The sequence below is a fragment of the Alienimonas chondri genome (assembly GCF_013036045.1).
GTDB lineage: Bacteria > Planctomycetota > Planctomycetia > Planctomycetales > Planctomycetaceae > Alienimonas > Alienimonas chondri.
The window spans coordinates 1-16,489 of the sequence record NZ_WTPX01000016.1 but is presented as its reverse complement, the minus strand read 5'-3'; the positions used below and the strand labels follow the sequence as shown (position 1 = coordinate 16,489).

At 69.1% G+C, this 16,489-nt stretch carries 13 protein-coding genes; 7 read left to right on the top strand and 6 right to left on the bottom strand.

The features are described from left to right. Positions 1–689 precede the first annotated feature (689 nt). Positions 690–1,811, bottom strand: coding sequence for a YihY/virulence factor BrkB family protein (locus LzC2_RS04060; RefSeq protein WP_171184034.1), 1,122 nt, complete (start codon positions 1,809–1,811; stop codon positions 690–692). Between the two features lie 216 nt (positions 1,812–2,027). Between LzC2_RS04060 and LzC2_RS04055 the strand changes: the two genes are divergently transcribed. After that, complete coding sequence (locus LzC2_RS04055; RefSeq protein ID WP_171184033.1) at positions 2,028–2,528, top strand: hypothetical protein; 501 nt, start codon at positions 2,028–2,030, stop codon at positions 2,526–2,528. A 61-nt stretch (positions 2,529–2,589) separates the two neighbouring features. Here the strand turns inward: LzC2_RS04055 and LzC2_RS04050 are convergent, their stop codons facing one another. After that, positions 2,590–3,405, bottom strand: a complete 816-nt coding sequence (locus LzC2_RS04050; RefSeq protein WP_171184031.1) for a phosphoribosylformylglycinamidine synthase subunit PurQ — start codon at positions 3,403–3,405, stop codon at positions 2,590–2,592. Positions 3,406–3,528: 123 nt separating this feature from the next. On the opposite strand from LzC2_RS04050, the gene LzC2_RS04045 reads away from it, so the two are divergent. The 3 genes from LzC2_RS04045 (at position 3,529) to LzC2_RS04035 (ending at position 6,126) form a co-directional block, all read left to right on the top strand. Then, a complete protein-coding gene (locus tag LzC2_RS04045) occupies positions 3,529–3,837 on the top strand; it encodes a hypothetical protein (RefSeq protein ID WP_171184029.1) in 309 nt (102 codons plus the stop codon). Positions 3,838–4,033: 196 nt separating this feature from the next. Beyond that, positions 4,034–4,933, top strand: a complete 900-nt coding sequence (locus LzC2_RS04040) for a prenyltransferase/squalene oxidase repeat-containing protein (protein ID WP_171184027.1) — start codon at positions 4,034–4,036, stop codon at positions 4,931–4,933. Continuing rightward, entirely contained in the window at positions 4,930–6,126 is a 1,197-nt protein-coding gene (locus LzC2_RS04035) for an NPCBM/NEW2 domain-containing protein (protein WP_171184025.1), read from the top strand. The genes LzC2_RS04040 and LzC2_RS04035 overlap by 4 nt, the downstream gene beginning before the upstream one ends. Here the strand turns inward: LzC2_RS04035 and LzC2_RS04030 are convergent, their stop codons facing one another. Further along, a complete protein-coding gene (locus LzC2_RS04030; protein WP_171184023.1) occupies positions 6,127–8,562 on the bottom strand; it encodes a DUF4159 domain-containing protein in 2,436 nt (811 codons plus the stop codon). A gap of 147 nt (positions 8,563–8,709) precedes the next feature. On the opposite strand from LzC2_RS04030, the gene LzC2_RS04025 reads away from it, so the two are divergent. After that, positions 8,710–9,723, top strand: coding sequence for an AAA family ATPase (locus LzC2_RS04025; RefSeq protein ID WP_171184021.1), 1,014 nt, complete (start codon positions 8,710–8,712; stop codon positions 9,721–9,723). A gap of 79 nt (positions 9,724–9,802) precedes the next feature. Here LzC2_RS04025 and LzC2_RS04020 read toward each other — a convergent pair whose 3' ends face one another. The 3 genes from LzC2_RS04020 to LzC2_RS04010 all read right to left on the bottom strand — a co-directional run bounded on the left by LzC2_RS04020 (position 9,803) and on the right by LzC2_RS04010 (position 14,299). Continuing rightward, positions 9,803–11,491, bottom strand: a complete 1,689-nt coding sequence (locus LzC2_RS04020) for a glycosyltransferase family 39 protein (RefSeq protein ID WP_171184018.1) — start codon at positions 11,489–11,491, stop codon at positions 9,803–9,805. Next, positions 11,488–12,456, bottom strand: coding sequence for an NAD-dependent epimerase/dehydratase family protein (locus LzC2_RS04015; protein WP_171184016.1), 969 nt, complete (start codon positions 12,454–12,456; stop codon positions 11,488–11,490). Before LzC2_RS04015 ends, LzC2_RS04020 begins: the two co-directional genes overlap by 4 nt. Positions 12,457–12,634: 178 nt before the next feature. Further along, complete coding sequence (locus LzC2_RS04010) at positions 12,635–14,299, bottom strand: hypothetical protein (RefSeq protein WP_171184014.1); 1,665 nt, start codon at positions 14,297–14,299, stop codon at positions 12,635–12,637. Between the two features lie 554 nt (positions 14,300–14,853). Between LzC2_RS04010 and surE the strand changes: the two genes are divergently transcribed. Both surE and LzC2_RS04000 read left to right on the top strand, forming a co-directional pair. Next, complete coding sequence (gene surE / locus LzC2_RS22535) at positions 14,854–15,651, top strand: 5'/3'-nucleotidase SurE (protein WP_171184012.1); 798 nt, start codon at positions 14,854–14,856, stop codon at positions 15,649–15,651. A gap of 5 nt (positions 15,652–15,656) precedes the next feature. After that, positions 15,657–16,229 (top strand): hypothetical protein, encoded by a 573-nt coding sequence (locus LzC2_RS04000; protein WP_171184010.1) that lies wholly within the window; start codon positions 15,657–15,659, stop codon positions 16,227–16,229. The last annotated feature ends 260 nt before the right edge of the window (positions 16,230–16,489 follow it).

Genomic DNA, 16,489 nt, shown 5'->3' with positions numbered 1-16,489 from the left:
TGTGCGAACACGAGGAGCGGCGCCCGCGAGGCGCGACCGGCGGCGTTCCGACCAGGGAACGAGCGCGGGTCGCCCGGCGGGGGCGGCAGCGGGCGGGCGGCACTGGGTTCGGCAGAGAGCCGAAACCGCGTCAGGCAGAAACGGCCCGACTGACCACCCACGACGCCCAGACCCGTGCAGCCGGGCCGCATAACCGCGGCTCGGCGGTCGTAACGGGGGGCGTCGGCGTCGCGGTCGCGGGCGTTTTTCTCGCTGGCATGGTCGGCTGTTTCGCCGAATACATGCATTGCGGGGACTCCGCGACGGCTGTGCAGGACGCGTGTACCAAACGCGGTTCCGCACCACTGAGGCCGCCGCGTCCGCCAATCACGACGGCGTCCGCGCCGAACAGCCCGTTCAGGGCGTTCGAGAGAGCGGCGGCGTCGAGGTGGCGGAACAGCATCGGGGCCTCCCGCGGACAATGTCCGCAGACCAGAGAAGTTGAGACGAACGAGGTAACCGAGGAGCAAACCCGACCCGGCACATGCCGGGCGGAGCGAACTTAGACCACGTCCGAGCCGGCCCGGGATGAGCGGGGCGGCGGGACGTCGGCCGGGGTTCTACCCGCTAGACGCCGCCGGGGTTCGGAAGGTTCACGCATTTCCGAAAAAGTTTTCGGATCCGGCCCTGTCCGTCGCGATTCCAGCCGCTTACGGCATGACGCCGGATCGGGCCGCGGCCGAGATCGGCGGCGGGTCGTCCTTCTTCGCCGCCTCCTTCTTGGCCACCTCTTCGGCCTCGTCCCGCTCAAGTTCCTCGTCGACCTCCTCCGGCGTCGGATCGGAGATCGCGCCGATCGGGGGGAACCGACGAGCCGCCAACATTCGCTCGCGGTCCTTCCGAAACAGCTCCGCCAGCGCGTGCCGGTGGATCACGCTGTTCAACTGGCCGCCGAACAGCAACAGCATGCCGGTCAGCCACAGCCAGGTCATCAGCACGACGACGCCGGCCAGCGCCCCGTAGGTGTCGCCGTAACGGCCGTAGTTCTGAATGTAAAAGCGGAAGGCCTGCGTGGAGATCAGGAACGTCGCCGCGAAGAACGCCCCGCCGGGCGTCAGCACGGTCCACCGCAGTTTGCAACTGGGCACGTAGGTGTAAACCAGGCTGACCGCGGCGAGCAGAAACCCGATCGCCAAGACCCATTTGAAGCCGTAGACCGCGACGAGCCGCACCCAACCCCATCGGCCCTCCGGACTGAGTCGAAGCAGCAATTCGTCGGCGGCGAACTGCAACACGACGCTGAGCGCCAGGAGGGAAAAGGTCGTCAGCAACACCAGCCCGACCGCCACCACGTTGCGATGCCAGTACCTGCGACGCTCGTCGACGCCGTACGCCGCGTCCAACCCGCTGGAGATCGTCAGCAGCGTCGTGCGGCCGGAGTAGAAGAGGAACGTCCAGCCGAAGGCGATCACCATCCAGCCGGTGCTCTTCCGGAGTCGTTCCATCTCGCTGATGATCAGCACGCTGGCGTCGCCGGGCAGGCCTTCGCGGATGGTCATCTTCAGATCCGTCAGCACCTCCTCGCGGGCCGTTTCGTTGAGGACCAACACGCTGGTGCTGACCGCCACCACCAACGCGGGCGCCAGCGAATACAGGGCGAAGAACGCGAAGTACACCGCCCGGTGTTCGAGCTTGTGCTCCCGATAGCTGGCGACCGCCCGCTTCACCCACTCCAGCGGGGTGAGACCGGCCAGATTCCACATCTGCCGCGTCGTCACCCGACGGTAATCGTCCTTCGGTAAGGACTTGGCGGGGGCCGCGGGGTCAGGCAAAGCGTTCGTCGTCAGGAGTCGGGGCGCCGGGCCGGGTGAATGGTAACGGAACCTCTTCGCAGGCCAGACCCGACGCCGACCGATCAGCGCTTGGCAAGCGGGCCGGCCAAGACTTGGCAAGCTGTGCGGGCGGCGCCGGGCGTGCCGGACTTGAGCGTCGCACCGGCCGATGAACGGTTCTGTCCGTCGCCCGAGGTTCCGATGTCCCCGCCCCGCATGTCCGCCGTTCGCTTGCCTGGCCTCCTGCTGCTCGCGGGGGTCGGGGGCATGATGACCGGCTGCGCGACCCGGCCGGGCTACGTGGATTGCACCACCGGCCGGGCGTACGCCGGGTTCGCCAAACCGGCCTGCTACGCGACCGATTTCTGCGGGCTGTGCGGCCTGAAAGAATGCGATCGCGGCCGCGATCCGTACCGGCCGCCGGTCGAAGCGTTCACCTCATTCCCGGGCTTGCAGGCCGGCTGCAGTCACCGCCGACCGCAATACCACACGACGCACGTGTACGCCCCGATGCCGGCGGGGTACGAGCAGTTCGCCGGCAGCGCCCGGCGGTTCGACGGGCCGGGAAGCGCCCCGCCGCGGACGCCTTCGACGAGGAACGAAGCGAATCCCCTGTCCGCCCCGATGCCGCTGCCGGCCTCCACCCAACCGCCCGGCGACGGCCCGATCGGCGGCCCCGGTCTCCCGCCGACCAGCCCGGCTGGAATCGGGGAGTGACGAGCGAAGCGGTTCTCGGGTGAACCCGTCTCGGGCGAGTCCGTCGCGCGTGAGTCCCGTCTCAGTCGAACCACTCGACCGCGTTGCGGAACAGCTTCATTCCGGCGCCCTCGCCGGTCAGCCCGAGCCGCGTCCAACGGGGATGCTGGTGGGCGAATTGAAAGCGTTCCGGGTGCGGCATCAGCCCGAGGATCTTGCCGGAGGCGTCCGAGAGGCCGGCGATATCCGCGAAGGAACCGTTGGGGTTATGCGGGGCGGCCAGCGTGACGTCCGCGGTCGGGCCACCCTCGGGCAGATCGCCCTGACGCGCTGCGTACCGCAGGGCGACGTTGCCGTTCGCAACCCATTCCTTCAGCACGGCGGGGTCGGAGACCGCGATGCGGCCCTCCGCATGGGCGATCGGCATCTCCACGTCGGGCATGTCCCGCAGGAAGGCGTGATCCGGCCGGTCGTTACGCAGCCGCACCCATCGGCAGTCGTAGCGGCCGGATTCGTTCCAGGTCAGCGTCGCCTTCGGGGTTTGATTCGCCCCCCATCCGTCCGCTCCGCCCGGCAGCACGCCGGCTTTCAGCAGCACCTGAAAGCCGTTGCAGATGCCCAGCACGAGCTTGTCCGCGTTCAGAAACCGCCCCAGCGCGTCGCCCAGCGGGCCGGACAGGTGACGGGCGAAGATCACGCCGCTGCCGAGGTCGTCGCCGTAGCTGAACCCGCCGGGCACGCAGAAGATCTGATAGCGGTCGAGCATGTCCGGCTCCTCCAACACCCGAAACAGGTGCAGGTGGTCGACGACGGCGCCGGCCGTTTCAAAGGCGCGGACGGTTTCCTCGTCAGAGTTCGTCCCGGGGGCACGGACGACGAGGGCGCGGGGGGCAGACATGGGGGGCGGTCACAGCGAATCGAGTCGATCTTCCGGGAGGATAACGAATCGCCTAAAGTTTGAACCGCCGCGAGGAGGCGGCCCCCCGTGCATGGACGTTCATTTTCCGATCCGATTCGCCCGTTGATCGCGGCGCTGGCCTGCGCGCTCTGCGGAGCGACGCTCGGCTGTAACCCGTTCGTCACGCGGACGCCGGACTTCGGTCCGCTCCCCCCGCCGCCGATCGAGGGACCGAGCCAGGAGCGGTTCGACCCGTTCCCGGACGAGGACATGGGACCGGAGACCTTCACCCGTCCGACGGACTTCCAGAACGGCCGTGACGAGAATCGCACCCTGCTGCAAAACCGCCGGGCGCCGGCCCCGCCGTCGCGGCAGAACCCGCTCGATATGTTCCCCGGCACGGGCGGGCTGTACCCGAACGTGGTGGAATAGGGCGAGCGAGCCGGGGGGTTTATCCCTCCGGACCTCTTTCAAGTGGCGCCCGGCTGGCTGGGCGGTTCTCCTCCTTGCGGCGGCGACCGCCGCCCGAGCCGACGACCTGCCGCCGCGGCTGACGACGCCGCAATCGATCGCCGCCGCGGAAGCCGCCGACCGCTGGCTCGCATTGCGGCAACGGCCGGACGGTTCGATGGGATCCGGGCGCCGGTATCAACGGAACGTCGGCGTGACGGCCCTGTGCGGACTGGCCTGGGCGTCCGGCGGCAGCGTTCCCAGCGGAGGCCCGCACGCCTCGAACGCCGCCGCCGCCGCCCGGTTCCTGCTGGATCATCAGGAGCCGGACGGGCTGTTCTTCGCCGCGGAGTCGCCCGATACCCCGCCGGACGGGTCCATGTACGGGCACGGCTTCGCCACGTTGTACCTCTGCGAAATTCTCGGCGAGTTGCAGGAACCGGACTTCGACCCGACCGCGGTGCGCGCCGCCCTGCAACGGGCCGTGCGTCGCATCGCGGACAGCCAGAATCGAGAGGGCGGTTGGCGGTACGTGCCCACCTCCGCGGAGGCGGATATCAGCGTGACGGTCTGCCAGATCGCCGCCCTCCGCAGCGCCAAGGACGCCGGTTTGACGGTCCCGGACGCGGTCGTCCCCGCCGCGATCCGCTATGTGCGGAGCCTGCGCAACCCCGCGGACGGCGGCTACTTCTACATGGCGGAGCGGCGCGACGGCAGCCGGTTCGAGCGCTCCGCCGCGGCCGTCAGCGCCCTCCGCACCGCCGGGCTGACCGATCCCGCCGTCGAGCAAGAGATCGCGGACGGTCTGCGGTACGTGCTGGCGAATCGACCGCGGCGCAGCGGCGGGGCGTACCCGTACTACGGTCGCTTCTATGCGACCCGGGCCGCCTGGCAGGCCGGCGGGGAGACCTGGGCCGCCTGGTATCCCCCGATGCGGGAGGAGTTGCTGCGCACCGCCGTGCAGGAAGATTCCTTCATCTTCTGGCGAAGCGCCCGCTTCACGGACGAATACGCCACCGCGATGGCGGTCCTCTCCCTCCGCGTGCCGCACCGCCTCCTGCCGATCTACCGGCGATGAGCGGTTCCCTTCCCACCCGGCGGACGTTCCTTCAGTCCGCGACTCTCGCTTGCGGTTTCGCGGGTGACTTCGCCCGGGGCGAATCGGCCGAGAACTGCATCGAAGTCACGCTTTCAGGCGGCGGATCGGTCACCGGCAGTCGGATCGAGGTGAGCGATCAGACCATCCGGCTGGATGATCAGTCGTGGTCATGGGACGAGGTGTTGGACGTGTTCGTTCCCGGCCCGATCGCGCCGGACGGCGATCGGGGTTGGGTCGAACTGACCGGCGGCGACCGCCTGTTCGGGACCGTCGCCGGCTTCGACGGAGAAACGATCGCCTTCTCCCGACCGCGGGGCGACTCGCTGAGCCTGCCCGCCGACCGGGTGCGGTTCATGCGCTTCGCCGGCACGGGGCCGCTGACGAACGTGCAACGGTTGGCGGCGCTCCGTGACCGCGGAGCGGACGATCTGGCGCTGTTACAGGTCGGCGGGCGGGTCGGCGGGGAATTGCTCGAATTCGACGCCGACGCGGTGCGGCTCCTCGCCGCCGCGGGGGAGATCAAACTCCCGCGATCGACGGTGCGGGCCGTCGCCCTCTCGCCGGAGTTGCAGCGGCCGGCCCCGCGGCCGAATCGATTCTTTCAGGCATTGCTGGCGGACGGTTCGCATCTGACCGCGACCTCCCTGACGTACGGACCGGCCGGGGGGCAGGCGCTGACCGCGGAGGGGCTGACCGTTCCTCTCGGCCCCGATGCGATTCGAGAATTGACGGCCGTCACGCCCGGCGTTGCCGAGGCAAGCGAGCCAACGGTAGAGATCGCCGCCGTACCGCACGGACGAGCGGAGCCGCGGCGGGACCGGAGCGTCGTCGGCCGTCGCCCCGTCGCCGACGGGCGACCGCGGACGCTCGGCTGGGGCGTCGCGGCGGGAACGACGCTGACGTTCGCCGTCCCGCCTGAGGCGACGGCGGTCGTAACGGCCTTCGCGGTCGACGCCGCGGCCGGCGAACTCGCCGACTGCGATGCGAGCATCACGGTCGACGGGGCAACGCGCTGGGAACGAAACGGCGTGCGATCGGGGGCGTTCCATCCGGTACGCATCGAATTCGACGGCGCCGAGTCGGTCGCTCTAACAGTCTCGCCCGGCACGCTGGGGGGCGTGCGGGACGAAGCGTTCTGGATCGCCCCCCGGTTCGTCCTCAGACGGCGGTAACTATTCGTCGTCCGGGGCCACCGGGTCGCGGAGCAGCGCGTATCGCAGGGCGTTGATCCCGATCTTCAACGCGTCTTCGGGAATATATCCCGCACAGGCGACGGTCGTTTGCCGCTCCAGGGCGCAGCTGATGTCGTACTTGCTGTAAATCACCGCGAGCTGCCCGTTGACGGTCACGCCTTCGAGGAACGGCTCCCCGATCACCACGTCGGATTCCAACGCCCCCGCCCCGACGGCCCCGGGCACCCGGCGCCGGACGCGTGACAGATCGAACCCGATGCGATCCGTGAACAATTCGTGGTCCGGGGGAATGCGCATCAGCGGGGCGTCGGGAAACATCTCCTGCATCAATTCGCGCATCGCGCGATCGAACGGTTCCGAACCGCAGCAGGCGTCCGAAAACAGCACGCCGCCGTTCTCCAGATAGGTCTTCAACCGCTCTCGTTCCGCCTGTCCCAGCGAAAACGCTCCGCGGCCGTGCATATAGAGGACGGGATAGCGAAAGACGTTCGCGTCGCCCGGCGGCAACGATTTAACCTTCGTACTCGCGGCGACGCCGGCGGTGCCGTTCAGCGCCAGCAGCAGGTTCCGCAGCGCCCGCGGAGCGGCGTCCCACTCGCCTTCATGCCGTAGCTTCGCGACCTGCAGGAGACCGCGTTCCACCTCGTCCCGGGCGCCGCCGTCCTCGAGGGGCGTTTTCGCATCCAGTTTATCGGGCGGCTCGCGACCGGTGGCGTAGGCGAGGATGTTCACCCCCGTATTGATCTTCTGGGTGATCTGCGTCAGCAATTGCGGATCGCGATTCGGCAGATCGTAGGGGGTCCACAGATCCCAGTAACAACTGAGGTCCACCGGACTGAACATAATCGGCGTGCGACAGCCGAGGTCCGCCCCGTACAGTTCGACCGTATTCGCGTTCAGCAGATATTCGCTGCGAAAGACCGGGTGTTCGGCGCCCAATCGTTCTAACTTGGGCACGTCCTCGGGATACATGCTTTCGAGGAGTCGCTCGAACCCGGCTCGAAAATCGCCGCCCTCGCAGGTCTCCACGCCCAGCAGAAAGCCGCCGGCGTCGATATAGTCGCGCAGGAATTTGATCTCCTGAGCGTTGAGCCGCGGGGCGTCCCGGCCGGTCATCAACGTCACCGGCCCTTGGAGCGCCCCGGCGAGGTCGTTCGCGGCCACGGCCTTTTGCAGGTCCAGCACCTGCCAGGTGACTAACTTCGGCCATTTGGGCAGGCCGCTGACGTGGAAGGTGAGGTTGCGGGCGTCGGCGGGGTGCGTCTGCCAGGCGTCGCCCTGTTCGTACTTCAATTTATTCAGCAGCACCGGACTCAAACCCTTCGCGAGGAAGAGCAATGAGAAAGCCGTCCCGACGATCTCGTTCGTCTCTCCGAAGCCGTTGCCGACCCATCCGCCGGTCCGGGGGTTCTGATTGCGGAGCAACCACGCGGCGCCCTCCCGATACCAGTCGTGCTGTCCGAAGAAACGCTTGCCGGCCAGCCGTCCGGCTCGTTCCAAGCCGTAGAGGTAATACAGCGTGTGCGAATTATATTGCGGGTTTCGGGAGACCGAGAAATACTTCGTGAGCCAGTTGGAGGCTCGCTCGACGGCCTCGTTGAGTTCCTGCTCGAGGGGGTCGTTGCCGCAGCAGTTCGGGGTGCCGTCCGGTTTGAGGTCGTCCTGTTTCAGAACCGATTTCAAAATACTGAGGGTGGCGATGCCGGCGACCGTCATGGATCCGCGGGCCCCGCCGCCGGCGGAGCCGTAGGTGTAGCCGCCGTCGCCGTTCTGAACGTTGCGTCCCAACCAATAATTGGAGATATCCTCCCACGTGGCCCGCTGAACGGGGATGCCCGCGTAGGCGGCGTCGCGGAGGCCGAGCACCGCATATTGACTGTTGGACCGGTCCGCCCCCCCGCCGATACTGGGAAGCCCGTAGCCCCAGCCGCCGCGATTCTGACCGGCCTTCACCCGGCCGTCTTCCAGGCGGCGCGTCAGCGCGAGCATGCGGGCGCCGTCTCGCCGCCCGTCTTTGGCGGCGGCGAAAGCCATCAGGGCCAGCGAGGTGTCGTAGGTGCCCCCGCCGACGATGTCGCCGGTCGGGAGATCGCGGAGGTACTTCAGCCCGGCGGCGACGGGCGGGGAATCGACGGATTCTCCGCTGTTCAGCAGCGCCAACACGCATAACGCCGTGGAGCCGGGGAGGTGGCTGACGCCGGGCGAATCCCAGGAGCCGTTGGCGTTCTGCAGTTTCGTCAGGGCGGTCACCCCGCGGTCGATGGACCGTTTGACCTCCGCGCTGGAGAGGTCCTGGGCCGCGGCGGATCGCGGAGCGGGCGGGCACAGCGCCGCCGCAACGACCAACGCCGCGGCGACGCTCCATCGACGGGGGGCAGTCGATCGGCGGGCAATTGTGCGGCGTGCAGCAGGCATCGGGGGCGTCCTTCGGGCGGGGGGCGTATCATCGGACGCTGCCGCTTCGCCGCCCAGTCCGGTTTCTTCGCCAAGAACCGGCGGCGCGAGCGAAAGACCGCCTGATTCGATTCCGACGCCGTTCCTTCAGCACCTCCGGTCCGCCCCGTGTCCGACCAGCGCGACTTCGACGAGTTCCTCACCAAGTTCAAATCGCACTACGCCCTGGTGCGGGAGGAACTGCACAAGGTGGTGATCGGTCAGGACGACGTGATCGAGCAGCTCCTCGCCGCGGTGTTCACCGGCGGGCATTGCCTGCTGGTCGGCGTGCCGGGGCTGGCGAAGACGCTGCTGGTCAGCACGCTGGCCCAGGTGTTGGACGTGAACTTCAAGCGGATTCAGTTCACCCCCGACCTGATGCCCTCGGACATCACCGGCACCAATGTGCTGGACGAGGACGAACACGGCCGCCGGGAGTTCCGCTTCGTGCACGGCCCGGTGTTCACGAACGTGCTGTTGGCCGACGAGATCAACCGGACCCCGCCGAAGACTCAGGCCGCGCTGCTGCAGGCGATGCAGGAGAAGGAGATCTCCGCCGGCCAGACGACCTACGATCTGCCCGATCCGTTCTTCGTGATCGCCACCCAGAACCCGATCGAACAGGAGGGCACCTACCCGCTGCCGGAGGCCCAGTTGGACCGGTTCATGTTCAACGTGAAGGTCGACTACCCGAGCCTGGACGAGGAGGAACAGATCCTCGCCGCGACGACGGGCGGGGTGAAGAAGGAGGTGCGGAAGGTGCTCAGCGCCAAGTCGATCGTGTACCTGCAAAAGCAGATCGCCCAGATCGAAGCGACGCCGCGGACGATCCAGTACGTGACCCGTCTGGTGCGTGCGACGCGACCGGGCGACGACCGCAGCCCGGCGTTCGTGCGGGAGTTGGTCGACTGGGGCGCCGGCCCGCGCGCCGGGCAGTACCTCATTCAAGGCGGCAAGGCGATCGCCGCGATCGACGGGAGACCGAGCGTCACGCTGGACGACATCCGTCGCATCGCCGTGCCCGTCTTGCGGCACCGGCTCAGCACGAACTTCCAGGCGCAAGCGGAAGGCGTGGACAGCGTCACCGTCGTGGAGCGACTGATCGCGGAAGTCCCGGAGCCGGAGATCGCGAAGTACGAGTGAGGCGCCCCGGCGGCGCCCCCCTCTCTCCCGGCTCCTCGAAGCCCCGCGCTTCGACCGCCCGCTTCTCGACGCCCCGCGGCTAGGGCGAGAGCGTGTCTTGCTGCCCGGGGAGCACGAGTAATCGCACTTCTTTCATGACGCCGTCGGCCCCGCGCAGCACGCCCGCCGAGGTGGGCGGGGCGGCGCCGGCCGGGCGGAGGGCGTTGAGCCGGGCGGCGGGACCGCCCCCGACCACCGCGACCAGCGGGCTGGGTTCAACGGACAACGCCTTGTTCAGCGAATCGGCCACCTGGGGGCTGTCGGGATCGAGCACGAAGACCATGCGGCCCGGCGCCGCTGCGGAGAAGAGGAACTTCGCGGCCTGCTGATCCGGCGCCTCCGCCAGCACGAAGACTCGCGGCTCGGGTCGATTCGAGACCGCCGCGACAAGTTGCCGAGCGCCCCGCCCCGCGACGGATTCGGTTCCTTCCACCGCCCACCCCAGCCCGGTCGCCGCCAGCGCGACGATCGCGACGATCAGCAGACGCCGGTCCCGCACGTTCCGCGACCATCGGAACGCGGCCACCTCCCATAGCCCCCACAGTCCGGTCGCCGCGGCGGCGACGAACAGCGCCCGCCAAACCGTCGCCACGGTCGAGGGCGTCCAAACCCACATTCCCAGCAGCACGATCAACGCCACACAGGCCAACGCCGCGATCCCCCGGGGACTGACGGCCGGCCGACAGGCGCCCTCCACGGCGATCGCCGCCGTGATCGCCGCCGTCACCAGGGCGGAGAGCGTGCCCGCGTCGGGGTCGTGCGCGCCGGTCAGCCCCGCCCAAACCGCCGTCGACGCCACCAGTCCGAGGACCACGCGTCGGACGACGGAATCGATCCACAGCTGACCGCCCAGCGTCGCCGCCGTGCCGGCCGCCGCCAGCCCCGCGAGCAGCCACAGGCCATGCACGGGGAGCCGCTCGGCCTCCCAGGCGGACGGCGGGTCGTTCATGAACGCCGCCGTCGTCCCGGCCGCGAGCAATCCGATCGAGAACAACCCCGCGCGGTTCAGCGTCGCCGGGAGACGATCGCGGCGGGGAACCTCTCTTTGTGCTCCCGGAATAAGCTTCAGCCCCACGGTCACGACGACGACCGCGGCGGGGAGCAGCCCGGCGAAAGGACCGGCCAGCAGCACGCCGACGCCGGCCGCGGCTCCGCGACGCTCGATGCGGCCGGCCCGAACCCACAACCACGCGGCAATCACGGCGAACGCCACCCCCAGCGACGTCGGCGGAGCGGTGGCGGCCGCCGCGGCCGTAACCGGGTTCGTGGCCGTCAGCACGGCGGCGAACGCCGCCGGTCGGCCCCCGGCCATCGAATACGTCAACTGCCAAACCGCCCACACCAGCAGCGTCGCCCCGGCCCAACTGAGGGCGAAGTACGGCATCGCCCCGTCCGTGCCGACGAGCCTCAGCAACTGTCCCGTCAGCCAGGCGGCCGGACCGGCGACGGAGATCGGATCGCCGCCGTACGCCTCCAGACAGGTCACGCCCCAGTCCGGATCGATGCGGTCCAGTCGACACCGCGGCGCCGCCAGCACGGCCGGCAGCACGGCCAGCACCGCCAAGAGCGGACGCAGCGGGTCCGGCTCTTCCAGCACGCGGAACAACCGCTCGCCCGGCTTCGCGGCCAACATCAGCACCTCGGCGTCGCTCGGTCCCTCATCCACCGGAGGGAGCTTCGCGACGGGGGCGGCGCCGGGCGTCGGCGGAGACGCGGCGGGCGCGCTCACCGTTCCGCCCGCATGTGGGCGATGATGTCGGACAGCGTCTCCTCCAGGCTCATCGACGGGGCGGTGCCGAGCAGTTTCGCCAGAGCCGAGGTGTCCGGGACGCGCCGCTGGATGTCCTCGAAGTTCGAGCCGTAGGTCTGTTCGTAGGGGACGAACTCGATGGGCGAGTCGCTGCCGGTCAGTTCGAGCACCGTCTCCGCCAGCCGTTTGACGGTCACCGGCTGATCAGCCCCGAGGTTCCACACCCGGCCGGCGGCGTCCGGGTGGTCCGTGAGCCGCAGGACGTGATCGACCACCTCTCCGACGTGGGCAAAGCAGCGTTCCTGCGAACCGTCGTCGTAGACCTGCAACGGCTCGCCGGCCAACGCGGCCTGCACGAACCGCGGGATCACCATGCCGTAGTTCCCCACCTGCCGGGGACCGACGACGTTGAAGAACCGCCCGATCACCACCGGGAAGCCGTACTTCTTGTGGTACGCCAGCCCGAGGAACTCGTCGATCGCCTTGCTGCACCCGTACGCCCAGCGGGGGCGGGTGGTGGGGCCGAACACGAGATCGTCCTCCTCCGTCCACGTCGACTTCGGGTTCTTGCCGTAGACCTCCGAGGTGCTGGCGAGGAAGAACCGCTGGCGACCGGCCGCGGCGGCCCGCAGCAGCGTCTCGGTCGGTTGGATGTTCGTTTCGATCGTGCGGGCGGGATCGTCCGCGACCAGCTTGACCCCCACCGCGGCGGCGAGGTGATAGATGACGTCCGTCCCCGCGGTCGCCTCGGTCACCGCCTGCGAATCGGTGATCGACGCCCGGAACAGCGTCAGCCGCGGGTGGTCGGCGACCGCGGCGAGGTTCCCCTCGCGGCCGGTGCTCAGGTCGTCCAACACGACGACTTCATGCCCGGCCTCCAGCAGACGCTCCGTCAGATGGGAGCCGATAAACCCCGCGCCGCCGGTGACGAGACAACGGGGCATGGCGCGGACTCGAGTTCAGCGGAAGTCGAAAGGGCGCGCCGCCTAGCGGCGACGGCGAACCGTGAGGAATCAACCCATCAAACGAACAACGCCGGGGGACCGCAATCCCCCGGCGCTGCCGGAACCCGCACCTCACGGCGCAGACGAGACCGATCGCTCGGTCATGTTCAGTAACGACTCAGGTGTCGAGCAGCGGAACAGGGTCCATCTCGTCGTCCCCGTCGTCCAGGTTCAGGCTGCCGTTGGCGTCGCCGTCCGCCTCGAAGTCGCCGGAGGTCGCCGGGTCGATCTGACGAAGCGGGCCGTAGCCGGTGATGACTTCGCCCGGGGCCAGATCGATGCCCTCCGACCCCAGCGGCAACCGCGTGCGGGACCGGACGCCGTAGCCGGCGCTGTAGTCCTCGTTGAAGCCGTTGCCGTAGTAGGAGCCATAGTTGGCGCCGCCGAAGTCATCGAACTCGCCGCCGAAGTTATTCGGGTCGGCGGCGTCGAAGGCGTCGCTGCCGCCGGGCGGCAGCGGATCGCGGTAGCCGTCGCCGTAGGTTCCCCCAAAATTGTCGCCGGGGGCGCCGCCGAAGTCCGGGGTCGGGGTCAGCGGACCGGTGACCGACACGCCGCCGCAGTCGTTCGTCGGGCAGTCGTTCGGGCAAACCTCCGTGGGCACCACGCGGCAGACCTCATAGGGCACCTGACGGGCCACGCACTTCCGCACCAGCCGCGTCACCGGCCGTTGGACGGTCCGGCACACCGGGCGGCAAACCTGCACCTGGTACTCGTAGGGAACCTCTTTCCGCACCGAGTAGCGCACTTGGCGGGTCCGCGGCTCCTCGACCATCCGGCAGGCCTGCACCGGCACGGTGCGGGTCCGCTCTTCCGTCACCATCCGGGTGGTGGTGATGGGGCGGCGGGCGACGCGTTGCTCGCGGACCATCCGGGTGCAGGTGTAGGGCACCTGCTCGCAGATTTCCTGACGTTCCATCCGGCAGGTGGTCACCGGAATCCGCTGCACGGTGGTCTCCGGGACGCGGCGGCAGATCGTGTAGGGCACCTGACGACGCACGACCTGCGGCACCATCGTGGTGCACGGCACCTGACGCTGGCACACCTGCGGGGCGTACTGCGGAGCGCAGAAGCCCAGGGAGCAGGGCTTGAAGCCGAGACGCGGCAGGCAGCAGGGATCGCACGGATCCGGCGGCTGGAAACCGAGCACCGGGATCGACGGTCCCTGATAGCGGGCCATCCGCCACCGGGGCACGGTCGTCGTGACGGTCCGATAGCTCGTGACCGGCCGCATCACCGTATAGCACTGCTCCGAAACGCGGGTTTCGGTGACGTTCCGGTAGGTCGTGCGGGGCACTTCCTGAATGACCGTCTCCGTGACCGGCTTCATCACCACGCGGCGAACTTCGCGGGTCCTCGTTTCCGTCACCGGACGCATCACCGTGTAGGGACGCTCCTGAATGATCGTCTCCGTCACCGGCCGCATGACCGTGTAGGTCTGCTCCCGCTGGGAGGTCTCGAAGACCGGCTTCCGCACGGTGTAGGTTTCTTCACGCACCTGCGGCTCGAACACCACGCGCATCGCAGTGCGGGTTTCGGTCTCGAAGACGTTCTCCGTGACCTGCTGCGGGACGTAAGAGACTTCCCGCTCCACGACGGTGTCGTAGACGGTGCGGTAGGCGGTGGTCCGCTCGATGCGGTTCGCCGTGTAGCAGGATGGCGGGGGAGCGGCCTGCGGGCAGCAACCAAAGCTCATCAGTCCGCACAGCCCCGCGCTGGCGGGAGCGGGCATGAGGGCGAGGGCAGCCGCGGCGGTCGCCGCGGCGATAATCCGGGGTTTCATGGGATATCTCGGGGGAGCGGGTTCATGGGGGGAGGCCGTCTGCGGCGATCCGATCGCCCGCTCCGACTCGGAGCCGACGAACGCATCGCACATCTCCCCGGACGCCGCGTCTGTGCGAGGCCGACGCTTTCCATCCCCGCCGGTAGCCCGTCTTGGAGCCTGATACCGGAGGAACGCCTGCTCGTCCTGAGCGGGGCGGGTCGGCCGCGTCCTTTCCTGTCACACAGTGTCCTGTGGGCGCGGGGGGGTTCGCAAAGGGAAAACGCCTCGGCCGCCACGGATCGTTTGAACCGGGCCGCCGACGCGGGTTCCTCTCAAAACTTCGCACGCGGAAGGTCGGCCGGCTGGGCAAGCTGCGACGGACAGGGGAGCCGGGATGTGGCGAAAAATCACAGATCCGCAGAACCCTCCCCCCCGGAACGGCCTCGCGGGGGCCGCCCCCAGCCGGCGCCGCTCGACACCCTTCCCCGACCCGCACACACTGCCCCACCTCGCATGAACCGACACGTCGTCACAATCGGTCCCGCCCGCTCCTCGCCGCCCACACCGCTGCCGTGCACGTCTTAGTCGTCAACGACGACGGAATTCATTCTCCCGGCCTCGCCGCATTGGCGAGCGCGGCCGCCGCGCTGGGGGACGTCACCGTCGTCGCCCCCGCGATCGAACAAAGCGGCGTCGGTCTGACGATCACCTACCGCCACCCCCTCATGTATGAGGAGGTGCACCGCCGCCGCCCCGCTCGGAACGGGGAACCGGGCGAGCGCTACCACTACGGCTACGCCGTGCACGGCAGCCCGGCGGACTGTGCGAAGCTGGGCGTGTTGGAACTCGGCCCGCTGTTGCGCGGGTCGCGGCCGGATCTGGTGCTCTCCGGCATCAACCTCGGGGCGAACGTGGGGCACGGCGTGCTCTACTCCGGCACCGTGGCGGGCGCGATCGAGGCGGCGTTTCACGGCGTGACGAGTGTGGCTGTCAGCTGCGTGAGCCGCGATCCCGACGATTGGACCCCGCTGGCCGAGTACGCCGTCTCCGTCGCCGGGCAGTTGGCCGAGCGCCACGGCGACACGGCGGCGTTGTGGAATCTGAACCTCCCCGCCGCCGCCCCGAAGGGGCTGAAAGCGGTGCGATGCAGCCCGGACCGCCGCGGCGATCTGCTCGAACGCCGCGACAGCCCGGAGGGCCGCCCGTACTACTGGACCGGCATGGACCCCGCGACCGCCGGCGATCCCGCCCCGGACACCGACGCCGGCGCCGTCGCTGCCGGGTACGCCGCCCTCACCCCGCTGCGGTACGATCTGACCGACCCCGCCGGCTTCGCCGCGCTCCGGGATCTCGACCTTCCCACGGACTGACCGCCATGTTCCCCGCTCGCACGCTCCTTCTCGTCACGCTGGCGGCGAGCGTCGCCGCGTCGGCCGGCTGCAAGAAGAAGGACCAAATTCCGCCGGAAGTCGACGCCGCGCTCCAGGGGGAGAAAGCCCCGCCGCCGGAGCAGAAGACGGGCATCGTCGGCCGCAAGACCATCGAGGTGCTGGACGCCCCCGCCGCCATTGCCGCCGGAACCCACACGATCGCCCAGGACAAAATCGGCGAGGGCCCCCCGTTGGGGCAGGGCGATTTCTACACCGATCCCGTCTCCGGACCGCTGAACGCCCTCGGCAGCATCTCCAGCTTCGCCGGGCAGATGCCCATGCAGCAATGGGTCAACGGCGAGTATGCGCTGAACGGCGAGTACCCGACCTACGAGCAGTTCACCGGATTCCTGCAGAAGAACCGACAGTACGCGATGCCGATGCCGCGGCTGTCGCAACGCTACGGCTACGACGAGACCCGCGGCGCCGTGGTCGTGCTGAACGTCGTCGGCGGCATCCCGGACGAGGGCGGCTCGCTGGATATGGACGGCGACCGGTTGTTGCCGAAAGGCGACTGACAAGGATGGCCGGAACGTCACGCCCCGCCGCGCGCGACTTGGCCGGGGGGGCGACTCGACCGGGAGGGCGGCGCCGGTTCTAGGCGTCGTGACACATGAAGTGGGGGCGACTCGGAGGAACCGTCGAAGGGCGTCTCGATGTCCCCTCACACCTCTCCCCCGCTCATCGCCCCCCGGGCCGCACCGGGCGGACTCCCGAGCGGCATCGCCCGCGGCGCCTGTGCGGCCCGGGGGGCGATGAGCGGGGGAGAGGTGTGAGG